Genomic DNA, 24,036 nt, shown 5'->3' on the forward strand with positions numbered 1-24,036 from the left:
CTACGAATGATGGATAAAACTTTTATCAAAACCATCCCTCTGTCTGAAGCTCAAAAAGATTACTATTTACACGATTTGGTCTATCCAATGAGTCCATATTATCAGGAGCAGTATCTGTTCCGATTCGAAAGTAGATTGGATGTATCGGTTACGCTCCGTGTTCTTTACGAGATCGTGAAACGCCACGAAATCTATCGTTCCATTTTTGTTTTGGAAGACGAGCCCATCCAAAAAGTATATAGCGAGCCCGTAGTGGATTTTGAACATGTGTCTTCCGCTACCTGGGACGATACGATGATTAGAGAATATTTCAATGAGGAGTTCAACAAGCCTTTTACGCTGGAAGAGGGGCCGTTATTCAGTTGCAGATTGCTGGATGATAAAGAAAGCGGCAGTATTTTAAGTTTCAAGTATCATCATATCTGCTTTGATGGGTGGAGTGTCTCGCTCACGCTCGATGAATTTACGATGATCTACCAACTACTGATAACGGGCAATGATCAGGAGTTGCAACCTCAAATACACCAATACGCGGACTTTGTGGAGTGGGAACAGAAGTACATAGCCAGCCAAGAAGGCGAAGCTGCGAGAGTGTTTTGGAAAAAGAAATTGGGCGGAAATCTTGAGAGGTTAGAAGTACCGGCAGATAAAAAACGTCCGAGTACCCCTTCGTTTAAAGGAGGGATATCATTCTTTACGTTTACCCGCGAGCTCCGGGATGAGTTGATTGCTTATCACAAACATAACAAATATCCTACGGATGTCATTTATTTATCCCTTTTTAGTGCTTTGCTTTATCGGATAGCTGGGCAAGACGACGTCATTGTTGGCGTACCGAGATACGGCAGGCCAAAAAGAGAGTTTCATACGATCATGGGACCGTGTATGGTGATGCTTCCCCTGCGAATCAAAATTCCAAAAAACAGCTCGCTACGTGAGTTAGCCAAGCAGATTCATGAAGAATTGTCTTTATGTTCACAGTATCAAAACTATCCAATCTCTTTGATTACAGCTGAATTGCAATATGAGCGCGATAAAAAATATGCTTCCTTTTTTTCAACGGCTTTCGTCCATCAAAAAGCGATTAAGCAAGACGCAGCCATTATGCTGGGCAATGCGCAAAATACTTTTGATAGCAATGGTCTTACCGTAAGCATCTATCCGATTGGCAAAGATGTATCCCAGTATGATTTATGTTTGGTCGTTGAAAAGGACAACCATCATGATATATTGGCAGGCTTCGAATACAATTCGGATATTTTGGATGAAGAAACCATTGCCAAATGGGTTGCCGACTTTGAACGCACCAGTCTTTATCTTTTGAAAAATGATCGCGAAAGCATCCCTGTATATGCAGGTCAGCCCAACGATTGGATGAAAAGTCTTACCAATTTGCCTTCCCTCAAGATATTGCCGGAGGACGACATTCCGCTCTCTACCGACTCAATAAAGTTCGAGCAAGAGACGTTTGAATGGGCATGCTTGCAGGAGAAGGGGATATCTCAACTAGTTGAAGTTTGGGATACCTCTTCCTATGCGATATTCGTGACCGCATTTCTCGTACTTTTGTATGCAGAAACCGAGAAGGAGGATTTGGCTTTGGCATTTCGTGCGGGGTGGGACGAGAGCGAGGATGTCCCAAGCGCCTTGCTTTTACGAGCTGATCTGTCAGGCAATCCACTACTTGGCGATTTGGTTTTGCAAGTCCAAAGCAAGTTAAAAGAAGCCCATTATCATCAAGTGTCCTTTCCTAAACCTCACGAGCCTCAACTCTTATTTGAAATGAATGAGAACGAATTTCCCTCCACGATTGATTTTCAATTCCGCATCCATGAATCTAACGACCACATAAATGGCACCATTACCTATCGTGCGAATGTATTCAAGAGGGAGACTGTGCAACGGATCTGCACCCACTATGAATACTTGTTGGAAAATGTGACAGCCGAGCCGCATCGAAGAATCCGCGAGATTGTCAGTCATCTAAACAGCCAATTCCTAACCAGTGATGATTTTGAACAATTATTTCTGTAGCGAAAGGGGTGCACTGGCTTGAAGCATTTAACAAAAGAGAATGTACTAGAAGTCATAGAGCTTTCCATGGTGCAAAAGCAATTATTACGCCCTGACAAGATGACAACCATGCGCTATCTCATCGAGCACCGTCTCGAACTGGAAAGCGTTGAAGAAACGTGGAAGGAATTAGTCAGCCAGACGCCAGTGATGCGAACGGTTTTCCGCCAGCTCAAAAATAAACATGTACAAGTCGTGTTGAAGGAGCTCCCCATTCCCATTGACTGGCACGATGTACGGGAATTATCTCCTGAACAGCAAGAGCAAGTGTATCTCTCTACGCTTACATCCCATCAGGAGCCCATTCCGTATGAGGAGGGGCCGTTAGTCCGGGTATCGATTTTGCAGATGGACGCCAATCAATCCGTCCTCATCTGGACCCATCATGCATTATGTATGGACGATGCCAGTCGCGAGCTTCTTGTAGCGGAATGGTTGAAACGGGTACGGGGTACGCAGCCATCTGTTGACCAGCGGGCCTCATTCAAAGAGTACGTTGCTTGGGAGTCAAGCCAAGATGGCTCCAGAGTCAAAAGCTTTTGGACAGATCAATTCCAAGGCTATGAAAGCGAGACTGTGTTTTATCCGGTACAAGGGGCACAGAAGGAAGTAAGTCATCCGATCAGTTGCAACGCTGTTCTTTCCGAAGCATTAACCACGTCCATCGGAAGCATGGTATTCGAGCAGCGGGTATCCATAGAGGCAATCTTTCAGGCTGCTTGGCTCCTCTTGGAGAATATGTACAGTGGCGAGGACAAGCTGGTTGTTGGTGTTACCGTCTCTGGCAGACCCGAAACATGGAAAGAGGCGAATACCATTATTGGGCCATTGGCTCACAGCTTACCTGTCTTCCTGACAGTGCATGAGAATCAAAAAGTGCGTGATGTCGTAAAGGAAGTTCAGGAAAGCTGGGAACAACTGCGGCAACATGAAATGGCCACACTAGATATGGTCCGTAACTATGCAGGTGTCCGAGAAGCTGATCCTATATTTGGAACGACACTGACGATACGGAATGGCGCAGAAGATCACCAGGAATCTGCCATGCTTTATCGCGGCGGCCTCCAAATAGTGGAGATAGTCGTAACGGTCGGGCAGCTCATGAAGATTCAATTGTTCCATGAGAATGCGTCCTCCAAGAGCGATCTGGAACGGCTGCAATCCCATTACATCCATATGCTCGAGCAGATTTGCTCAGAGGCAGACAGGCGCATCAGCGATCTGAACATCGTGACGGATGAAGAACAAGAGGTCATGACAAGGGTGATGGGTAATTTTGCGAAGTCGAATCGTAGCATGGAGCAATTTGCGCAGCAAATCATAGAAGAGCAGGTCAAGCGCAATCCTGACGCTGTTGCTGCTATCGACCGGAAGCAATCCATCACCTACCGGGAATTGAATGAGGATTCGAACCGATTGGCGCATTGGCTCCGAAGACAAGGATTTGGCCGAAATGATCTTGCTTGCCTATTTGCAGAGAGAAGCATCGACATGCTGATTGGCATTCTGGCTGTACTGAAAGCAGGAGGGGCCTATGTCCCGCTTGATACAGCGCATCCCGAGCAACGACTCCTTACGATTCTGGATAACAGCAAGGCGAAGGTCTTACTGACCGAGGCGCGTTTCCAAGCGCGCAGCATGACCTTGGCAGACAACTTGGACCACAAGCCAGTCGTGTTTTGCCTGAATGAAGGGGACGGGTCAAGCCCGGATATCTCTTCTTTGCAAGCGTCGGATACAACGAATCCAGAGATCATCCAAGCACATGATGATTTGGCAAACGTCTTTTTTACCTCAGGCTCCACTGGTATGCCAAAAGGGGCAATGATCGAGCATAGCGGCATGCTGAATCATCTTTACGCCAAAATGGATGTCCTTGGACTGAATAAAGACAGCGTCGTAGCGCAGAATGCTTCCCATTGCTTTGATATATCGGTGTGGCAATTCCTGGCTCCCTTGATGGCAGGGGGAAAGCTTGTGATTTACGACAACGAGACAGCTACTGATCCGGATGCATTGCTCCAAGCCTTGAATCGAGACGGTGTCACCGTGATTCAGATGGTACCAGCGATGATAGAAGCATTGCACAATGCTGCACTGACTCTTCCACCTGAACAGCATGCGTTGCCTCAATTGCAATACATGATTTCTACCGGAGAGGGATTGCCAGTAACACTGTGCAAAAAGTGGCAAGACCTGTATCCCGATGTGATTGTAGTGAACACGTATGGAGCTACAGAGTGCTCAGATGATACGATGCATGAAATCATCGATCGTTCGTATGTGCATGATGATTATCCTTATGTGGCCTTGGGAAGCTCGATCGCCAATATGAAGCACTATGTGCTGGACAAATGGATGCGTCCCGTTCCGGTTGGTTGTGTCGGGGAAATCTACATTTCTGGCACTGGCGTAGGGCGGGGGTATCTCCATGATGCTGAACGCACGGAGCTAGCCTATTCAGAAAATCCACTTTTGCAGGATAGAAAAGAACGGCTGTATAAGACAGGCGATTTGGGACGCTATTTGTCAAATGGGAGACTCGTATTTGTTACGCGTGCTGATTTTCAGGTAAAAGTACGCGGATATCGCATAGAGCTCGGTGAGATAGAAAATGCTCTTTTACGTCACACGCTGGTGAGACAGTGTGTAGCGATTGCGCGAGAGGATGAAAATGGGCAGAACCGAATGGTTTGCTATGTGGTCATGCATGAACAGCAGAGTGAACCTGAGCTGCAAGCCTATCTCAGAACGATCTTGCCGGAGTATATGATTCCGGAACGAATCGTTATTCTGGATGCGATGCCACTGAATCGCAACGGAAAAATAGACAAAAAAGCATTGCCAGAGACAGAAGTGATTCAAAAGAAGCCGGAAGCATTCGTTGCTCCGCGCAATGATCTGGAACGAAGCTTGGCAGCTATCTGGCGTACCGTGCTAAACATAGAGGACATTGGGATCGACGATGACTTTTTCCAGCTTGGCGGGCACTCCATGAAAACCATTCAGGTCCGCTTGCGCATGAAAAGAGAGATGGGCATAGAAGTTACCATCAAGGACTTATTCGAGCATCGAACCATTCGGGAATTATCCTCCCTGTTTCATACCGAGGAAGCGGTATCCACAGGAGAGCTCCATACCCAACATGATCGATCAACGATTCCAAAGGCAGAAGAGCAAGCGTATTACCCGGTTTCACATGCGCAGAGGAGACTATTTTTCATTCAGCAGCTAGAGCCTGAGAACACGGCTTATAATATGCCGACGATCTACCATATCACGGGATCATTGAAGGAACGTATTTTGTATCAGGCATTCGGCTTGCTGGTGAAAAGACATGAAGTGTTGCGAACAAAATTCTTGTTAAGAGACGGACTCCCCGTTCAACAGGTACTGCCGAGCACTGACTTCACCTATGCATTTGTCGATCTTTCCAAGGAGTCCGAAGCATCGAAGCAAGAAGCAATTGATCTGATTATCCAAAAAGAAACGGAAACTAGCTTTGATTTTGACAGGGATACATTGTTTCGTGTGAAGGTATGCAAGGCTGCGGAAGAAAAATACGTATTGTTAATGAACATGCATCACATGATCAGTGATCAATGGTCATGGGGGATATTGATGAAGGATTTGGGCACCATCTACGAATCCTTGCATCAAGGGATAGAGCCCGAATTGCCAGAATTGAGCATCCAGTATAAGGATTACGCAGTCTGGCAAAACCATTCGATTCATCATGGAGAGCTTGGAGAATCAGAAGCGTATTGGCTGAAGACATTCGAAAAAGAGATTCCCGTATTGGACTTGCCGACAGATTTTCAGCGCCAGCCTGTACAAACGTATTTTTCGGCAATGGAATTTTATCAGATTCCGGACAAAACGTTTAACCGGATGAGAGAGATTGCGCAGCAACATGATGCATCCATGTTTATGGTGATTTTATCAACGATAGGCATTTGGCTGTCCAAGCTGACCAATCAACAGGATATCATCATCGGTACTCCGGAGGCTGGCCGGAATCACATGGATATTGAACAGGTCATTGGATTTTTCATTAACACACTTCCTTTGCGACTGGAAGTCAATCAGGAGCATACCTTCATCGAGGCGTTGCACGATTGGCGCCAGCAAGCCCTGGAGTCTTACATGCATCATGAGTATCCATTCGATAAATTGGTCGAAAAAATTAATCCGGAAAGAGATGTTAGCCGCAATCCTATTTTTTCTTTTATGTTCCAATATATCGAAAAAACGGAAGAGGAAAATAAAATAAACGGCTTGGAAATGACAGCTGTTGAATCCTATAATTCCATGACGAATTTCGATTTATCGCTCGTATGCATGGATTTAGAAAATGGAGCGGGTTTGACTGTCGAATATCGCGCGGATTTATTTAAACCAGAAACGGTTCAACGGATGCTCAGATACTTGGGCAACATCATCGAACAGGTAGCCAATCAACCCGATATTCATTTCAAGCATATCGAATTGTTGTCAGTGGAAGAAAAACAGGCAATGATCTCGGCCTATAAGGAAGTTTCTTTTACCAATGGGGATGAGCATAAAACGATCATTGAGCTATTTGAGGAGCAAGCGGAGAGAACCCCGGATCGAATTGCTCTCGCTTTTGAAGAGCAAGAACTGTCTTATTCGGAGCTGAATAAACGGGTGAATCAGCTGGCGCGGACATTGGTAGCTGAAGGCGTCCGTGCAAATCAATTGGTGGGGATTATCGCAGAACGGTCCATAGAGATGATCGTTGGCGTAATGGCGATAGTGAAAGCGGGTGGAGCCTACGTCCCTATTGACCCTGATTATCCGGAAGAGCGTATACGGTACATGCTGGAACATTCGGGAGCAGAGGTTTTGCTGCTGCATCAGTCGGTACGCCATAAAGTGAATGCTGACAAAAAAATGATCATGCTTGACGATGCTGAGTCCTATCATCAGGAGAATACGAATCTGGGGTTACCTGTTCAGTTTGATCAACTTGCTTATGTGATTTACACATCAGGCACTACGGGAACGCCAAAGGGAGTCATGATTGAACACCGACAGCTTCATTCGCTTGCGCAGGCATGGAAACAAGAGTACAAGCTGGATGAATTCCCCGTCAGGAGTTTGCAATGGGCAAGTTTTTCTTTTGATGTGTTTACTGGTGATTATATGAGATGTCTGTTATACGGTGGGAAACTGGTTATTTGCCCAAAAGATGTGAGAGTGGATTTGGAGCGCCTTTACCACCTGATGGAAAAGCATGAAATTAATCTGTTTGAATCGACTCCCGTCTTGGTACTTCCTTTCATGGACTATCTCTATGAAAATGGGCTCAACATAGACTTCTTGAAAATATTGATTCTTGGCTCGGATCAATGCCCGTTACATGCCTTTCACAAGCTTGTCGATCGATACGGAAGCACAATGAGAATCTTAAACAGCTATGGAGTGACGGAGGCTACCGTTGATTCCTCCTATTATGAAAAAGTTGACCAGCAAGATTACAAATTTTTGCCGATTGGCAAGCCTTTGCCAGGGGTGAAAATGTATATTCTGGACGCCAATCTTCATGTACAGCCTGTGGGTGTCCCAGGAGAACTGTATATTGGAGGCTTGGGAGTAGGAAAAGGATATTTCAAACGGCCAGATTTGACGAATGAAAAATTCGTTCCCAATCCGTTTTGTATCGGCGAAAACATGTATAAGACAGGAGATATGGCACGATGGCTCCCCAGCGGAGATATTGAATTTTTAAGGCGATTGGATAATCAGGTGAAAATACGTGGGAATCGAATCGAATTGGAAGAAATCGAAGCGGAATTACGAAAAATGGGCGATATTCGCGACGCGGTCGTTATCGCAAGAGCGGATGAATCCGGTCAAAAAAGGCTAGTTGCATTCTATGTAGCTGTAAAAGCTGTGGAATCGAACGTATTGAGAGAGTCGTTGCGGAAGTCGTTACCGGCATTTATGGTCCCATCCCATTTTGTTCAGCTAGATGAAATACCAGTAACGCCGAATGGAAAGATCGATCGAAAAGCGCTAGTGGATATCAACATCGTATTGCAGAGTGAAATGGAATATGTGGAGCCTAAAACGGACACCGAGAAGATATTGGTGGCTGTGTGGCAAGACGTTTTACATGAGAAAAAGATTGGGATCATGGATCATTTCTTTGAGCTCGGTGGCGATTCTATCAAATCCATCCAAGTATCCTCGCAATTAGCAGCTTTAGGATACAAGATGGAAATTCGGGACCTTTTCAAATATCCAACGATCACAGAACTAAGTACAAAACTGAAACCGATGAATAGGAAAATTGACCAAAAGGATGTTGAAGGCGTTGTAGCGCTGACCCCGATACAGCATTGGTTGATGCAAGAACACAGTCAGCATCTCCATCACTATAACCAATCTTTTGTGTTGTACCGCAAAGAGCGGTTTGACGAGGGGATGGTTCGCAAAGTCATCGATAAGCTCGTACAGCACCATGATGCGCTGCGAATGATTTTCCGCCAAACCAAGACTGGCTATGAGGCATATAATCGAGGCGCCAACACTAGCGACATGTATCGTCTGGAGATTTGGGACTATCAAACCAAGAATGGGTCTGAGATCGAACAAGCGATGGACTTGAAATGTAGTGAAATACAATCAAAGCTTAATATTTTTGATGGCCTATTAATGAGGGTAGGGTTATTCCAATGCTCGGATGGCGATCACTTGCTTATAGCTGTGCACCATTTAGTCGTAGACGGGGTATCATGGCGCATTTTAATCGACGATTTCAAAACAGCTTATGGGCAGCTCCTCCGTAACGAAGAGATTCGTTTGCCTTTAAAAAGTGATTCCTTCCAATTATGGGCGCAACAATTGAACGAGTATGCCAATAGCGAAAGGCTCGAGCAAGAGCGTGAATATTGGAATCGCATCGAGGAGAGGGACACCGAATCGTTGCCAACGGATTACGATGAGCAAAAACCGCTTCGGAAAACAACCAGGACGAAAACGGTCACGATGGATCAGCAGCAAACCGAGGAATTGCTAAAACAAGCCAATCGTGCCTATCAGACGGAAATCGATGAACTACTGTTGGCTGCTATTGGAATGGCCTTCAAAAAATGGGCAAATATCGATCGCGTCACCTTGAATATGGAAGGGCATGGCAGGGAATCGATTCTACCAGATCTGAACATTAACCGTACAGTGGGATGGTTCACGAGTGAATATCCAGTCATGGTAGACGTCGGGAACGAAATGAATCCGTCAGCTATCATTCCTAAAATCAAAAAAGATGTACGACAAATCCCGCAAAAAGGGATTCACTACGGTGTATTAAAATATTTGTCTGCAAAATCGCCAAACACCAGCATGAATGTACAGCCTGAGGTCAGTTTTAATTATTTGGGACAATTTGATATGGATCGAAAAGAAAAGGATGACGACATTCAATTGTCCACATTCTCAGGCGGAGAATCAATGAGTCTGGAGCAGTCCCGGGAATGCAAGATTGATATTGAGTGCGTGGTGTTGAATGGAAGCTTTCACTTTATGGTCGCTTACAGCGAGGCACAGTATAAAACGGAAACCATCGAACGACTTACTGCATGCCTCCAGGATAGTCTAAGGGAAGTCATCCAACACTGCATGATGAAATTGCACAACAATCCTGACCACGAAATCGCTGGAGAATGGGTAGATTTCGAGGCAGTGGTAGACGGATTTTTCGACACTTCTACCATGAATGATATTCCTGGCGCAATTGCGGTGGTAGTCCAACACGGTCAAGTGAAAGTAAAGAAAGCTTACGGTTACGCCAATCTATCAGAGAAATTGCCTATGAGTGCAGACGAAACGATAGTCAAGGTAGGTTCGATTTCCAAACTCGTAACAGTCGCTGCCATTATAAAGCTTGTGGAGCAAGGTCTGATTGGATGGAACGAGGATGTTCAGCAATACCTCGATATTGAAATACCGAGAAGTGTTGAAGGACCACTAACGGTAGAACATTTACTCAGCTACACAACAGGGTTTGACTCGCCAGACGCGGGAAATGATCAAAGCTATAATTTTGGCGGGCGTGACTCCCTAACGTTACGAGAATATGTTCACCGCTATATGCCAACCGTTATTTACAAACCTGGCGAACAATATGGGAACGAGAATTTTGCCTTTATGCTGGCGGGTTATCTTGTGGAAAGAGTTACGGGAGTTTCTTTTGATCGCTATGCAAGTGAGCATTTCTTTGCGCCTCTCGAAATGACAAACAGCAGTTTTCTACTACAACCAGAATTAGAGGCGAAAATGGCCACAGGCTATGATCTGGAAAATCAGGCCGTGCAAAAGTACGATTTCAGCCCTGCTATTTCACCAGACGGCAGCATGCTCTCCACGGGGCACGATATCGCCACATTCATGCTGGCTCTCTTAAGTGGAGGTGCTGATGGCAAAGAAAACATTTTAGAAGCAGATTCGATAGACAAAATGTTCTCCAGTAAATCAGTCCCTCATCCAAAAGGAACATATACAGGGTATGGATTTACAGTAAAATTCCACCCAGAATACGTACATGAGAATATTTTGGCGAAGGCAGGAGAGGTCATCGGGTTTAACTCATTTATGTGGTTCCTGCCAGAAAAACAAATGGGGGTATTTGTTAGTACAAATAAAAGTCAATTCAACAAAATTGAATTTTTTGATTACTTCATGAAGTGCTATCGTCCTGCGGAAGCGATCCTCATGTAAATCATGTGTTTCCCTGTAGTCAAGCTGTATAGGGGAATCAGCACCAAATCATATTCGTGTAAACGGGGGGCCACTATGAGCATGATAAAGACTAGTTCCATTAGTCGTTTTCCTAATACGAATGACGTAGGAATCGGTGTATCTGTCGGTACTTTTGGGGAACTTCTGCAGGGGATTTTAGAGGAAAATAATCTGGATTTCCTGGTGACTTTGCCTATCAAAAATGCATCTTACGCTACTTTTTATTCGATTCCAACCTTACAGGAGATCGTCATCGTGCCACACTCCAAGCAAAAATCAAAAAGGTTGGTCGAAAAAATCATTCAGCACTATGGATTGCCGCCAGGTGGGATTTTAGAGATCAACTCTGAACTTCCGGTTGGGAAAGGCTTGGCAAGCTCATCAGCAGATTTGGTGGCTGCCTCCAGAGCGGTTGGCGATTGTTTCCATATAAACATTGAGCCTTCCTTACTAGAGTGGTTTTTGTCGAGTATTGAGCCGACGGATGGCGTTATGTATGAGGGTTCTGTTTCTTACTACCATAAAGAAGTCAGATTGCGAGAATACATCGGGGAACTGCCGGCATTATGCATTGTAAGTATTGATGAGGGAGGAACCATTGATACCGTTGAGTTCAATAAGCAAACAAAGCCCTATACCCACGAAGAAAAGCTGGAGTATAGCTTGTTGTTGCAAAAAATCACGAAAGCGATCAGAGAAAGGGATGTCCACACGATAGGTGCCGTGTCGTCCAGAAGTGCGATCTTGAATCAAAAAATTCTGCCCAAAAAATTATTGCCGGAAGTCATGGAGATCAACGAGAAAATTGGAGGATTAGGTACTGTTGTTGCACACAGTGGGACCAGCCTCGGTATTTTATTATTGAAAGAAGAACCTGACTTCTATCAAAAGCTGGAATTGGGGTACAGATGGTTAAGTGAATTGAATAAAGAAGTGCATGTGTACCACACGTAGAGGAGCAGATCCAAGAGATGGCTTCTGGCAGACTTGGAAGTCATCTTCCCCCAAAAATTGATTCCGTTCGTATTGGGAGTGGATTATCGAGATGGAACAGCCAGTAAGCGTTAATGAAAAGGTATCTTTTCGGGCGTTGCTGAGCTTGAAAAGTTATCGCTATTTAATCCTTTCGCAATTTGTCTCGAATATGGGAGATGGAGTGTATCGATTAGCGCTTATTTGGCTAATGAAGGTTTTGACGGAAAGTCCTTTGTTAATGTCGATTTTATTGGCAGCGGAGACCATTCCATTGATCATATTCGGATTGTTCGCGGGCGTTTTTGTTGACCGAGGAAATAAAAAGAGGATCATGGTCGTTTCGCATTTATTGAGAGCTGTGCTCATTTTATGCATCGTCCTGTTGTTTTTGTTTAACATGCTACATCCTGCTGCACTGATCATCATTGCCGTTTTGCTGACTACAGTCAGTGCCTTCTTTAGGCCAGCACTCACGGTAGCGATACGGACGCTGGTTCCCGAACAACATATGACGCAAGCCCAAAGTTTATCGCAGATGATTCAAACGATTGTCAGTTTGGCGGCTCCTGCATTGGCAGCGGGGGTGATCGCGTTTGGAATGGAATATGCTTTTATTTTGAATGTCGTCACCTATTTGTTAGGTGCACTGATTATTTTATGGATTAACGAGAAGGAGCTTGTCCTATCTACTGTCAGTGAGTTTACAGCCAAGATGATCATGACGGATTTGAAGGATGGAATCCATGCGATTACGAAGCATGATTTTTTGCGAAACTGCATGATTTATTTTACCATCCTCAATTTTTTGACGGCTCCAGAAACGATCTTGCTGCCTCTGGTCGTTACCAATGTTACCGAATTGGCTATGCTCGAGATCAGCTTTTTTATCGGGATTTTGCTGGGGTCTCTATGTGTTAATTATTTGAATCGATATGATGCGATTATTTACATTTGCTGTGGCATTAGTCTGTTCAGTATCGGAATCGGAATGTTTGCGTTTGGCATTCCACTTGTTTGGCAAGTCATATGTGTCTTCGTGAATGGGATAGGCTCGGCATTCGTCAATATCAAAATGAGTACGTTGATCACCTTGATGGTGCCTAAAGAAGTTTTGGGAAGAGCATCGAGCTTGATTAGTGTAATGGTTCAGTGCGCCATGCCAGTCTCCGTCTTCCTGGTAGGTCTGACTACAGGTCTTGTTTCCATATTTACGATATTTGGAATTATTGGCGGAGCGGGACTTCTCGTTGTGGTTCTCATGTTGATGAATCCACACTTGAGAATGAAAAAAGAACATCACTACGATTATGCGGAACAGAAATCAGGGGGTATCTCTCTTTAGTACAATTCCTGGTTGGATCGTTACTCAGTCGGAAGCGAGGTGTATTTTTTGCATGAGTGTAAAATTAACGGGCAGAATTGCTTCGACACCAAGCCGCCTCTTGCATGATGAAGTATTGGAACCACAGTTCAAATATGAAGTCGATCATTTGTTGCCTGGGTATATTCAGATTGAATTCGCCATGCTTTTGGAATATGTCAGAATGAGCTTGATTACACGACAAGACGCCTTGCTTATCGCAAAGGCACTTCAGGCCGCTACACCAGAAACAATAGCTCCTGACCCCGGACGGAATATGTCTGATATCTCCTTTGCCCTTGAGCGTTATATTGAAGGCTTGCTCCCGAGACCGGTACCGTGTTGGCATATGGATCGCAGCCGCAATGATGTTCAAGCGTGCGCCCAAGTGATGTTTGGTCGTGCGCAATGGCTAGAGACGATGGGGGAATTGGGACAGCTTATTCAATCGATGCATACACGCGCTGATCAATATCGTTCTGTCCCCATGCCAGGATATACTCACTATCAATCTGCACAAATCATTACCCCTGGGTTCTATCTTTCCTCTATTAACGGTGAATTTTTGCAAGCCATGAATCGATGGATACAAATCTATGACGAAATGAATCAGTGCCCGCTTGGGGCAGGGGCCATGGCTGGGGTAGAACTGCCGTGGGACCGTCAACGGTTGTCCAAGCTGCTTGGGTTCCGACAGCCTCGAATGAGTGCGTTGTCGGCGGTCGCGTCTCGGGAATGGGTTTTGAGAATGGCAGGAGAGCTGTCCAACTTCTCAGTATTGGTCTCCCGATTTACAACGGATTTGATTCAATGGGGCAGCAGCGAAATGAACTTCCTCCAATTGCCGGATGAGCTATCCGGAATATCTTCTGCCATGCCACAGAAAAGAAACTTCCCGATCCTGGAGCGTATCCGGGGGAAGAGTGCGCATCTAACCGGATTTTATATGGATATGGTGCTAGGTCAGCGCAATACAGCCTTCACGAATTTGGTAGAGACGTCCAAAGAGGCAGGCACTCATCTTCTGACGTTGTTTCAACAAACCAAAACGTTGCTGCGCCTGTTAAAAGCGGTTATCGATCATTTGCAATTCAATGAGGATCGTTTGCTCCATATATGTAAACGGGACTTCTTTGGAGGATTTACTCTTGCGAATTTGCTGACGTTGGAGCGTGAGATTCCGTATCGTACAGCCCAGGTAATCGCAGGCCGATACATCGTTAGCGCGCTGGAACACGGTGTATCGCCGGAGCCGGGAGATCCACGGCTACTCTATGAAGCTTGCGAGGAAGCAGGCTTTCAAGTACCAGATACGGCTGCACTCCTCGCTGCTTCCTTCGATGTGCAGGGGGGCTTGTACGTGAAGAAATCAATGGGCTCCACGAACCCCGAGGAAGTACAGCAGATGCTGACAGCACAGAGGGAGCATGCAGAGAAGCTACAACGGGAGTGGCAAGATCGACAAGGGCAATTGCAGGCGATTGAAGAAAGGCGGGAGAGGGTAATGAAGAGGTTGCTTTCTGGCAAGCAGGGGAAGGATGTGAGCGTCGATGCGCTATGAACAGTTGGCAGATACAATCGGGGATACTCCTCTGGTCAAGCTGAGACTTGATGAAAAGGCAGTGGGTTCCGTATTTGCAAAGCTCGAGTTAATGAATCCGTTCGGCATGAAGGATCGTGTAGCCAAGCAATCGGTCTTGGCAGCGATACAGTCAGGAGAACTTCAGGAGGGCATGCCGATTATCGAAAGCTCGTCAGGAACGTTGGCTTGCGGTTTGGCCTTGGTTGGGCGCCAGTTGGGGCACGACGTACACATCGTGACTGATCCGAGAATTGACCCAATTACCTATGCCAAGTTGACCTCGCTTGGCTGCCATGTTCACGTGGTTTCGCAGATGGGGAAACAAGGGTGGCAAAGCGCCAGACTGGAACGACTCCAAGAATTAATGAGGGAGTATCCAGGAGCGTTCTGGCCTCGACAATACGATAATCCGGAAAATCCGCGTGCATATGCTGCGCTGGCATCCGAGTTGATGCAAGACCTTGAACGAATTGATGTGCTTGTTGGTGCAGTCGGCAGTGGGGGTTCCTTGTCCGGGACCGCCAGAGAACTGAAACGTCATTATAAGGAGCTGCGCGTCGTGGCGGTTGATGCAGCGGGGAGTGTGATATTCGGACAGCCCGATCAGCCAACGCGTCTACAAGGTGGCTTGGGAAACAGTTTGATCGCCAAGAATGTAGATTTTTCCATGATCGATGAAGTGCATTGGTTGAACGATGCTGAGGCATTTGCGGCTACGCTTCAGTTGGCCCGTAATGAGCATATTTTTGCTGGCAACAGCTCGGGTTCTGTGTACGCCGTAGCCAACTGGTTAGCGAGCCAAGTCGGGAGTGATTGCAATATCGTGGCCATATTGCCGGATCGAGGGGATCGTTATGTCGATACGATCTATAGCCACTCCTACCGAGAGAGCAAGGGTCTGATGCAAACGAACCTGCGCGACACGCCACAATGTGTGGAACCACAGACAGTCGTGACTAGCTGGTCCTATTCCAAATTGATGGGGATGTATCCGAATGAACAAACACTTTCTATTCGTTGAAGCAAATACGACGGGGACAGGTATGCTCGCTATTAAAAAGGCGCGCGAGTTGGGGTTCGAGCCCGTATTTTTCACAGAAAAGCCTGAACGTTACCACGGTTTGAATGAGTTGGAATGTCACGTTGTCGTGACAGATACGAATTCTCAAGCGGAGCTGACTGACAGTGTAGCACAAGTGATTAAGGAAGGCAGAGAGATAGCCGGAATCATGTCGACAAGCGACTATTACCTCGAATCGGTAGCCAAGCTGGCCCGGAAATTCGGTTGGACTGGAAATTCTCTGGAGGCAATTGAGGCCTGCCGTAATAAAGCGATATTTCGCGAGAGGCTTCAGGGTCAGCAAGTGTCTCAGCCTGAGTTTGTGGCGATAGGCTCTATGGAGGCGTTAATGGAAGCGCGGTCTTCCATTTCTCTGCCCTGCGTGGTAAAGCCTGCTGACGATAGTGGGTCGAATAACGTACGGCTGTGCTTTAGCTGGGATGAAGTGGAGCAAATAGCAGCGGAAATCCTTGCGATCAAGTACAATGCGCGCGGCCAGGAAACAGCTCGAACAGCTCTTCTGGAGCAGTATGTAGAGGGCCCTGAATTTAGCGTGGAGACGTTCTCGTGGCAAGGGCAATGCTTTGTCATTGGCATTACCCAGAAACGGTTAACGGGATATCCCTTTTTCGTGGAAGCAGGGCATATTTTCCCTGCACCGCTGTCGGCAGAAGAGGAGCAGGAGATCGAGCGAACAGTGGAAAGGGCGTTAGCGGCGGTGAACTACCAGTTTGGTGCTGCCCATACAGAAGTGAAGTGGACACCAGCAGGTTGTGTTGTCATCGAGGTCAACGCAAGGCTTGCCGGTGGAATGATTCCAGAGCTGGTTCGTCGTTCAACAGGGATTGATCTGCTTTTGCAACAGATTCGGTGTGCGGCTGGACTTGCGCCAGAATTGTCTCAAACCGTCGAAGAGCAACGTTATGCAGGCATTCATTTTCTCGTGTCAGAGAGTCAGGGAACCTTTAGCGGGATACATGGAATGGATAACGTTCGCAACCTGCCAGGGATTGCTGAAGTGGCCGTTCATGCAAAAATCGGTCAAAGCGTCCAGCCTCCGCAAAATTTCTCGCATCGTCTCGGCTATGTCATCGTGGAAGGCAAGCATTACAGCGAGACTGCTGAGCTGATCCAGCAGGTGAAAGACAGCCTGAAAGTACAAGTAGGTCAGCAATTGGAGAGTGGGGTATGAAACCGTTGATCGAATTGAGAAGCGATACATTCACTTTGCCGACAAGTCAGATGATGCATGCAATTCAAGAGGCGGTACTCGGTGACGATGTGTATGGGGAAGATCCTACGGTTCGCCAATTGGAGCAAGAAGCGGCCCAGAAGCTGGGCAAAGAGGCAGCCATTCTCATGCCGAGTGGAACGATGGCTAATCTGGCATCCTTAATGGCGCATTGTCCTCGCGGTTCCAAAGTCATTGTAGGCAATGAGACCGACATTTACATCTATGAAGCGGGCGGCGCGGCTGTGTGTGGCGGCATTATGTACGAACCGATTCCGACGCAGCCAGATGGAAGGTTGGACATTGCTGATATGGAGCGGGTATTTCCGTTGGAGCCAGAAGATCCACAATTCGCATTGCCGTCCTTGATCTGCTTGGAAAACCCGCATAACCGGATGGGGGGACGTGTTCTACCGCTGTCTTATTTGGAAGAGGTTCGCGCATTTGCGAACGAAAAGGCTGTGCCTGTTCATATGGACGGTGCACGTTTGTTCAATGCGGCAGTTGCTCTTGACGTGGATGTGGCTGAGATTGCGCGTTATGCGGATTCCGTGCAAATATGTCTGTCGAAAGGGTTGTCAGCACCGATTGGTTCCCTTGTCGTCGGATCAGAAGACTTTATTCAGAAAGTGTATCGTCTTCGCAAAATGCTGGGTGGCGGTATGCGCCAGGCAGGAATTATAGCAGCGCCAGGCCTGGTTGCTTTGCAACAAATGACGGATCGATTGGCAGTCGATCACGCAAACGCCCTTCGCTTGGCACGGGGTCTGGCGGAGATTCCAGGAATCGTGACTCATGTGGATGATGTAGAGACCAATATTGTGTTCTTCCGGATTGAACACCCAGTCCATACGTGGCAGACCTTCATAGAAGCAGCGCAAGCACAAGGGCTGCGCGTAGCTGAGCTCGGTCACGGCAGAATTCGAGCAGTAACTCATTCCGGTATTGAGACAGCAGATATCGACAAGGCGCTAAGCATCGTACGTGAACTGTTGCAGTTCCAAACTGTGTAGAGCAGACATGTACGCTCCCCCTTCATGAGAAGGGGGATTTGTTATTAAGGTTTATAAAAGAATATAAAATCATCCGATTTTTTCAAATATTTTAAAGGGAAAATATTTTCAAATAACAGAAAATTATTTAATATTAAAAAGACAAGTCTTGGGATGTATTACCCATTATGGAAAAGGCTTGAAAACAAGTGAAAGAGGGGGAATTGATTTGAAAAAAGGGAAAGGTTGGTTGAAGCCGTTGGCGTTGCTCTCGTTAACCGGCGCACTGTTGGTCGGTTGCTCAAGCGGGAACAATGCTTCGTCAGGAACACCAGCACCAACACAAAAACCGGTGGAGCAGGTAGCTCCTCAGGCGACCAGTACGGATGATGAGAAGCCAGTAGACGGTGGAACGTTCACGCATTCTACGACGTCTGACATCGTCACGATCAATCCGATTTTCGGAAATGACACGGCATCCGGTGATGTGATGGAGTACACCCAGGCGTATTTGTATAATCGAAACCCATCCTTTGATTTAGCGGTTTACCCTTGGTCCCTTGCAGCTGAGCTGCCAAAAGTAAGTGAAGATGGCTTAACCTACACAATCAAGATGAAGAATAATGCGAAATGGTCGGATGGAACGCCAATCACGGCTGACGACTTGATTTTTACCATTAATGCCATCAAAACTCCTGAGACTGGATCACCAGAAATTACGAAATACGACAAAGTTAAAGAGATGAAAAAACTGGATGATTACACCGTAGAAATCAAATTGACTCAATTGTACGCTCCGTTTGCTTTTGGATTAATGCAAAAGTTGGCACCAGCTCACGTGCTGAAAGACGTACCGTTTAAAGAATTGCAAGCACATTCTTACGGAAAAGATCCAGCCAAGACGCCAACTTCCGGACCATTCAAATGGTCGGAGTGGAAACAAAAGGAATTCCATGTGCTAGATGCTAACCCAGATTACTGGGGCGAAAAGAAGCCGCATATCCAAAAGGTTGTGTACAAAATCTATGCAGATCAAAACACACAAGTACAGGCTCTGATGAAAGGTGACGTTGATTTGGTAGATTCCATTCCTGTCACGCAGCTCGAAGCGGTAAAGGCGAAAGGAACGATCAACATCTCGACGGAGCCAGGTCCTAGCTATGAATACTTTGCCTTCAACTTCGACAAGAAGAACTTCCCGAACAACTACGGGTTGTTTGAAGGTCAAAAAACGCGTCAGGCCATCGCTCACGCAATCAATCGTCAAGGTATTATCGACAATATCTTGAAAGGAACCGGAAAAATTATGGATGCACCGTTCCTGCCAGGTACATGGGCAGACCCGGGCGATGCAGCAGTCCATTACGAATATAGTGCAGAGAAAGCAAAACAATTGCTGAAAGAAGACGGATGGGTAGCCGGGTCAGATGGAATCCTTGCCAAAGACGGCAATCGGTTCTCCTTTGAATTCATTTTCAACTCGGGGAACAGTCGTCGTGAACAGGCAGCAGTCGTTATTCAGCAAAACTTGAAAGAGATCGGAATTGAAGCGAAGCCAAAAGCATTAGACTTCTCGGCTCTTGTCGATCAGTATGCCAACCCTGGTAAATTCCAGGTTCTGTTACTCGGATGGCAATTGTCTGACCCAGATCCGGATGGCATTTCTACTTTCGGGAAAAAGGCATTCCCGCCTGGCAACAACGCTGGCTGGTACGACAATCCGAAGCTGGATGCGCTCTGGGAAAAAGCTGTATCCACGGTTAAACAAGAGGAGCGCGCAGCAATCTATAAAGAAGTCGGAAAAGAAATCTCGACGAACCTGCCATACGTATTCATGTATCAGTACGGAACGCCACGAGGCATGACTTCTCGCGTCAAATATAAGGATGAGTTTAAACCAGTATCCATGATTCCATATGGGGAGACCTTTGGTTTCCTGAACTGGTGGATCGACGATACAAAAAAATAAGCTTGGCTAGTAGCGGTTAGCAATAGGAAAAGGGGGAGGGCAGCCTTATGTCCCTTCCCCTTTCAAACGAAAGGAGGATGCTGGATTGACTGAATATTTGGTACGCCGCGTACTACAAGCTGTGCTTGTCTTATTTTTGATCACCGTGGTGTCGTTTGGACTGATGCATGCAGCACCGGGAGGACCGTTAAAAGTCATGCTCTCACCGGGAATGTCCCCAGAAGCACAACTCATCCAGATGAAAAATATGGGGTTGGATCAGCCAGTCTACATTCAATACATGAAATGGGTTGGAAATTTGTTGCAGGGGGATTTGGGCCATACCTTTAAAAATAACGTTCCTGTTGGTGATATTTTGTGGCCGACGGTCTGGAATACGTTTGTGCTCATGTCTGTAGCGTGGGGGCTTTCCATGCTGATCGCCATCCCGTGGGGAATCTACAATAGCACAAAACAATACGGCCTATCTGACCAGATTGCCTCCATTGTTGCCTATCTCGGATTCGCGATGCCGACCTTCTGGTTTGGGATTATGCTACAGCAGTTTTTCGCAATGCAGCTGAATCTGCTCCCACTATCTGACATGTACACGATGGGGAAAGAGGGACAAGTAAGCGACCTCATTTTGCACTTGATTCTACCTGTTACGGTGTTAACACTGGTGAACATCGCAGCCTATGTCAAATATACGCGTGCCAGTATGCTGGAGGTATTGGAGCAAGACTATATTCGGACGGCACGTGCCAAAGGGATGAAGGAAAGACGCGTTATTTTCCGCCATGCTCTGCGGAACGCACTGATTCCTGTCGTGACGATCATCGGATTGGATTTGCCGACTCTGGTAGCAGGTGCAGCATTGACAGAGAGTGTATTTAACTGGCCAGGCATGGGGCGTCTGTTTGTGGAAATGGCTGTAGCCCGTGAGTATTCTGTGTTGATGTCGATCACGTTGCTGATTTCACTGATGGTGATTATCGGAAACCTGCTTGCCGACTTAATCTACGCACTGGTTGATCCACGCGTGCAGCTTGGACGCAAAGGAGGCAGGGCAGCATGAGTCAAGTACAGCTTCAAGATGACAATGTTGTTGAAACGAAACGACCGGGTGGACAACTTCCGACGAATCCTGTTGGCCAAAAACCTCCTGGACTCTGGACGACCGCGGGCAAAAAATTCATGCGGAATCCATATGCCGTTTCTGGCTTGATCGTACTCCTGTTTTTTATTGGGATTGCTGTGTTTGCTGATTGGGTTGCACCGCATGATCCGGCAAAGATTGATTTTATGATTACCAACCTGCCTCCTGGAACAGAAGGACATGTGCTCGGAACAGACGAGCTCGGTCGTGATATCTTGTCCCGCCTCATTCATAGCAGCCGGGTGTCCATGCTGGTCGGCTTCAGCGTTGCTTTTGCTGCGGTTGTCATCGGGACGCTGATTGGAGCAATTTCTGGTTATTTCGGTGGCTGGATTGATACCTGCTTCATGCGTCTCGTTGACGTGATGAACTCCATTCCGAGTCTGTTCTTTAACATTCTGGTTCTGGCTCTCTTCGGAGCGGAATTTGTCTATATGATCCTGATTTTGTCGCTGACGAGCTGGACAAGTGTGGCACGTCTGGTGCGCGGGCAGTTCTTGCAGCTACGGGAAATGCAGTATGTGGAAGCAGCGAGGGCGATTGGTGTTTCGCACTGGGGCATTATTACGCGTCATCTGATACGTAATGCAATGGCTCCCATCATTGTGTACGCGACCCTCATGGTTGGTTCGGCCATTCTGTCAGAGTCAGGTCTCTCTTATTTAGGCTTGGGAATTCAACCGCCTGAAACAAGCTGGGGATTAATGCTGAGCAAGGCACAGGAATTCATGCTGGTCGATCCTTTGCAAGCACTTTATCCTGGTCTTTGTATTTTGCTCGTGGTGCTAGCGGTTAACTTCGTCGGAGACGGCATTCGCGATGCATTCGACCCACGGAAGAAAAAGAAGAACCCGAAAAGGAGGCTGAACAAGTGGAACGCAACATCCTCGAAATAAAAAAATTGACCACTTGCTTCTTTACGGATGACGGAACGGTCAAAGCCACGGATCGAGTGAGCATCAACGTTGGTAAAGGACAGACGGTATGCTTGGTAGGGGAATCCGGCAGTGGAAAGAGTGTGACGTCACTTGCGGTCATGCGACTGATTGATTATGCGGGCGGATTTATTCAGAGTGGGAACGTCATGTTTCACGGTCAGGATCTGGCGGCAAAGGACTTGGATGAAATGATGCACATTCGCGGGAACAAAATCGCGATGATCTTCCAAGACCCGATGTCGGCTCTCAATCCGGTGTTTACAGTAGGCGATCAAATTGCGGAGAGCTTGATGCTGCATCAAAATATGAACCAGAAAGATGCGTTTAAAAAAGCGATCGAGATGCTTCGTCTGGTTGGGATCCCGGCGCCGGAAGTACGAGTGAAGCAGTACCCACACGAAATGTCTGGAGGGATGTGCCAGCGTGTTGTCATCGCGATGGCCTTGGCCTGCAACCCGGAAATGCTGATAGCAGACGAGCCAACTACTGCTCTTGATGTTACGGTTCAGGCGCAAATTTTGGATTTGCTCAGACGGCTACAAAAGGAATTGGGTATGTCGATTTTGCTGATCACCCATGACATGGGGGTAGCAGCAGAGATGGCGGATCGTATCGCGGTGATGTATGCAGGAACGATTGTGGAGGAAGGAACGGTCGAACGGATATTTGACGAGCCCCGGCATCCTTACACGATTGGGTTGCTGCAGTCCATTCCTGGATTTGAAGGGGAGCGCGGCGCAGAATTGTACACGATCCAAGGCACCATCCCGAGCATTACCCAATTGCCGACGGGCTGCCGTTTTCACCCGCGTTGTCCGCATGCGATTGACAAATGCCGAAAAGAGGAACCTATTTTGCGCGAGGTTGTTATGGGACAACAAGTGGCTTGCTGGTTGAATGAAGATGTCAGCAATCAATTCAGAATAAATCAGCGTGCCAATTCAGTCGCTGGAAGCAAAGCAGAGGTGAAACGCCAATGAACCAGGAATATTTGATCGAAGCAAAACAAATCAAAAAGTATTTTCCGATTAAGGCTGGCTTGTTGAGCCGTGTCATCGGTCAAGTAAAAGCCGTAGATGATGTTTCTTTCGGAATTCGGCCAGGGGAGACATTCGGGCTCGTAGGAGAATCCGGCTGCGGGAAGTCGACGCTGGGGCGTGTTGTGCTGAATTTGCAAGGGGCGACGAGCGGAGAAGTGCTGTTTGACGGAACCAATATCCATCAGGTGAATAGACAAGAAAATTTGAAGCTGAGACGGGATATGCAGATTATCTTTCAAGACCCGTTTGGTTCATTGAATCCACGATTTTTGGTAAGCGATATTATTGGAGAGCCGTTACGGGTTCATCTGCGTGCATCTGCAAAGGAAATGGATGAGCGGGTAGTCGAGCTGATGAGTCTGGTGGGACTCGATCCTTCGAGGCGAAATCGGTATCCGCATGAGTTTTCCGGCGGACAGCGGCAAAGGATCGGTATTGCGCGGTCGATTGCACTCTCGCCACGGTTTATTGTGGCGGATGAAGCTGTTTCTGCGCTGGATGTGTCCGTACAGTCACAGGTTTTAAACCTGATGATGAAATTACAAAAAGAGATGGGGCTGACCTATCTATTTATCGCGCATGGTCTGAATGTGGTACGCCATATTTCTGATCGGGTAGGCGTGATGTACTTGGGGAAAATGGTGGAGATTGCACGAACGGATGACTTGTTTGCACAGCCACTGCATCCGTATACGGCGGCATTGTTATCGGCGATTCCGAAGCCTACTCCGCATCGGCGACAAGAGCGGATCGTCCTGCAAGGGGATGTACCATCTCCGGCCAATCCGCCGTCAGGTTGTCGTTTTCATCCTCGTTGTCCAATGGCGCAGGAGAGATGCAGCAAGGAGATTCCCGAGCTGATTGAGGTTGGGCAGGATCGGCAGGTTGCGTGTCATTTCCCTTTAGCATAGAGAG

13 protein-coding genes are annotated in these 24,036 nt (G+C 47.0%); all 13 read left to right on the forward strand.

Going from position 1 to position 24,036, the window contains the following annotated elements:
• Nucleotides 1-6: 6 nt before the first annotated feature.
• The 13 genes from HP399_RS04190 to HP399_RS04250 all read left to right on the forward strand — a co-directional run bounded on the left by HP399_RS04190 (nt 7) and on the right by HP399_RS04250 (nt 24,032).
• Nucleotides 7-2,034, forward strand: a complete 2,028-nt coding sequence (locus HP399_RS04190; protein WP_173616911.1) for a condensation domain-containing protein — start codon at nt 7-9, stop codon at nt 2,032-2,034.
• An 18-nt stretch (nt 2,035-2,052) separates the two neighbouring features.
• Nucleotides 2,053-10,815 carry a non-ribosomal peptide synthetase gene (locus HP399_RS04195; RefSeq protein ID WP_173616910.1) on the forward strand — a complete coding sequence of 2,921 codons (8,763 nt, stop codon included), beginning with the start codon at nt 2,053-2,055 and terminating at the stop codon, nt 10,813-10,815.
• Between the two features lie 75 nt (nt 10,816-10,890).
• Nucleotides 10,891-11,790, forward strand: a complete 900-nt coding sequence (locus HP399_RS04200) for a GHMP family kinase ATP-binding protein (RefSeq protein WP_173616909.1) — start codon at nt 10,891-10,893, stop codon at nt 11,788-11,790.
• A gap of 91 nt (nt 11,791-11,881) precedes the next feature.
• A complete protein-coding gene (locus HP399_RS04205) occupies nt 11,882-13,153 on the forward strand; it encodes an MFS transporter (protein ID WP_173616908.1) in 1,272 nt (423 codons plus the stop codon).
• A 52-nt stretch (nt 13,154-13,205) separates the two neighbouring features.
• Entirely contained in the window at nt 13,206-14,732 is a 1,527-nt protein-coding gene (locus HP399_RS04210) for an argininosuccinate lyase (RefSeq protein WP_173616907.1), read from the forward strand.
• Complete coding sequence (locus tag HP399_RS04215) at nt 14,722-15,774, forward strand: PLP-dependent cysteine synthase family protein (RefSeq protein WP_173616906.1); 1,053 nt, start codon at nt 14,722-14,724, stop codon at nt 15,772-15,774. Before HP399_RS04210 ends, HP399_RS04215 begins: the two co-directional genes overlap by 11 nt.
• Entirely contained in the window at nt 15,749-17,005 is a 1,257-nt protein-coding gene (locus tag HP399_RS04220; RefSeq protein ID WP_173616905.1) for an ATP-grasp domain-containing protein, read from the forward strand. Before HP399_RS04215 ends, HP399_RS04220 begins: the two co-directional genes overlap by 26 nt.
• Nucleotides 17,002-18,057 carry a low-specificity L-threonine aldolase gene (gene ltaE, locus HP399_RS04225; RefSeq protein WP_173616904.1) on the forward strand — a complete coding sequence of 352 codons (1,056 nt, stop codon included), beginning with the start codon at nt 17,002-17,004 and terminating at the stop codon, nt 18,055-18,057. Before HP399_RS04220 ends, ltaE begins: the two co-directional genes overlap by 4 nt.
• Nucleotides 18,058-18,265: 208 nt before the next feature.
• Entirely contained in the window at nt 18,266-20,005 is a 1,740-nt protein-coding gene (locus HP399_RS04230; RefSeq protein ID WP_173616903.1) for a peptide-binding protein, read from the forward strand.
• Between the two features lie 85 nt (nt 20,006-20,090).
• Complete coding sequence (locus tag HP399_RS04235) at nt 20,091-21,062, forward strand: ABC transporter permease (RefSeq protein WP_173616902.1); 972 nt, start codon at nt 20,091-20,093, stop codon at nt 21,060-21,062.
• Entirely contained in the window at nt 21,059-22,039 is a 981-nt protein-coding gene (locus tag HP399_RS04240) for an ABC transporter permease (RefSeq protein ID WP_173616901.1), read from the forward strand. The genes HP399_RS04235 and HP399_RS04240 overlap by 4 nt, the downstream gene beginning before the upstream one ends.
• Nucleotides 22,015-23,061, forward strand: coding sequence for an ABC transporter ATP-binding protein (locus HP399_RS04245; protein WP_173616900.1), 1,047 nt, complete (start codon nt 22,015-22,017; stop codon nt 23,059-23,061). The genes HP399_RS04240 and HP399_RS04245 overlap by 25 nt, the downstream gene beginning before the upstream one ends.
• Nucleotides 23,058-24,032: an ABC transporter ATP-binding protein gene (locus HP399_RS04250; RefSeq protein WP_173616899.1), complete on the forward strand. Its 975-nt coding sequence runs from the start codon at nt 23,058-23,060 to the stop codon at nt 24,030-24,032. Before HP399_RS04245 ends, HP399_RS04250 begins: the two co-directional genes overlap by 4 nt.
• Nucleotides 24,033-24,036 lie beyond the last annotated feature (4 nt).

Source organism: Brevibacillus sp. DP1.3A (genome assembly GCF_013284245.2).
Taxonomy (GTDB): domain Bacteria; phylum Bacillota; class Bacilli; order Brevibacillales; family Brevibacillaceae; genus Brevibacillus.

Coding starts and splice junctions, on each gene's coding strand:
- HP399_RS04190 (WP_173616911.1), top strand. CDS start 7: ATGATGGATAAAACTTTTATCAAAACCATCCCTCTGTCTGAAGCTCAA.
- HP399_RS04200 (WP_173616909.1), top strand. CDS start 10,891: ATGAGCATGATAAAGACTAGTTCCATTAGTCGTTTTCCTAATACGAAT.
- HP399_RS04205 (WP_173616908.1), top strand. CDS start 11,882: ATGGAACAGCCAGTAAGCGTTAATGAAAAGGTATCTTTTCGGGCGTTG.
- HP399_RS04210 (WP_173616907.1), top strand. CDS start 13,206: ATGAGTGTAAAATTAACGGGCAGAATTGCTTCGACACCAAGCCGCCTC.
- HP399_RS04215 (WP_173616906.1), top strand. CDS start 14,722: ATGCGCTATGAACAGTTGGCAGATACAATCGGGGATACTCCTCTGGTC.
- HP399_RS04220 (WP_173616905.1), top strand. CDS start 15,749: ATGAACAAACACTTTCTATTCGTTGAAGCAAATACGACGGGGACAGGT.
- ltaE (WP_173616904.1), top strand. CDS start 17,002: ATGAAACCGTTGATCGAATTGAGAAGCGATACATTCACTTTGCCGACA.
- HP399_RS04240 (WP_173616901.1), top strand. CDS start 21,059: ATGAGTCAAGTACAGCTTCAAGATGACAATGTTGTTGAAACGAAACGA.
- HP399_RS04250 (WP_173616899.1), top strand. CDS start 23,058: ATGAACCAGGAATATTTGATCGAAGCAAAACAAATCAAAAAGTATTTT.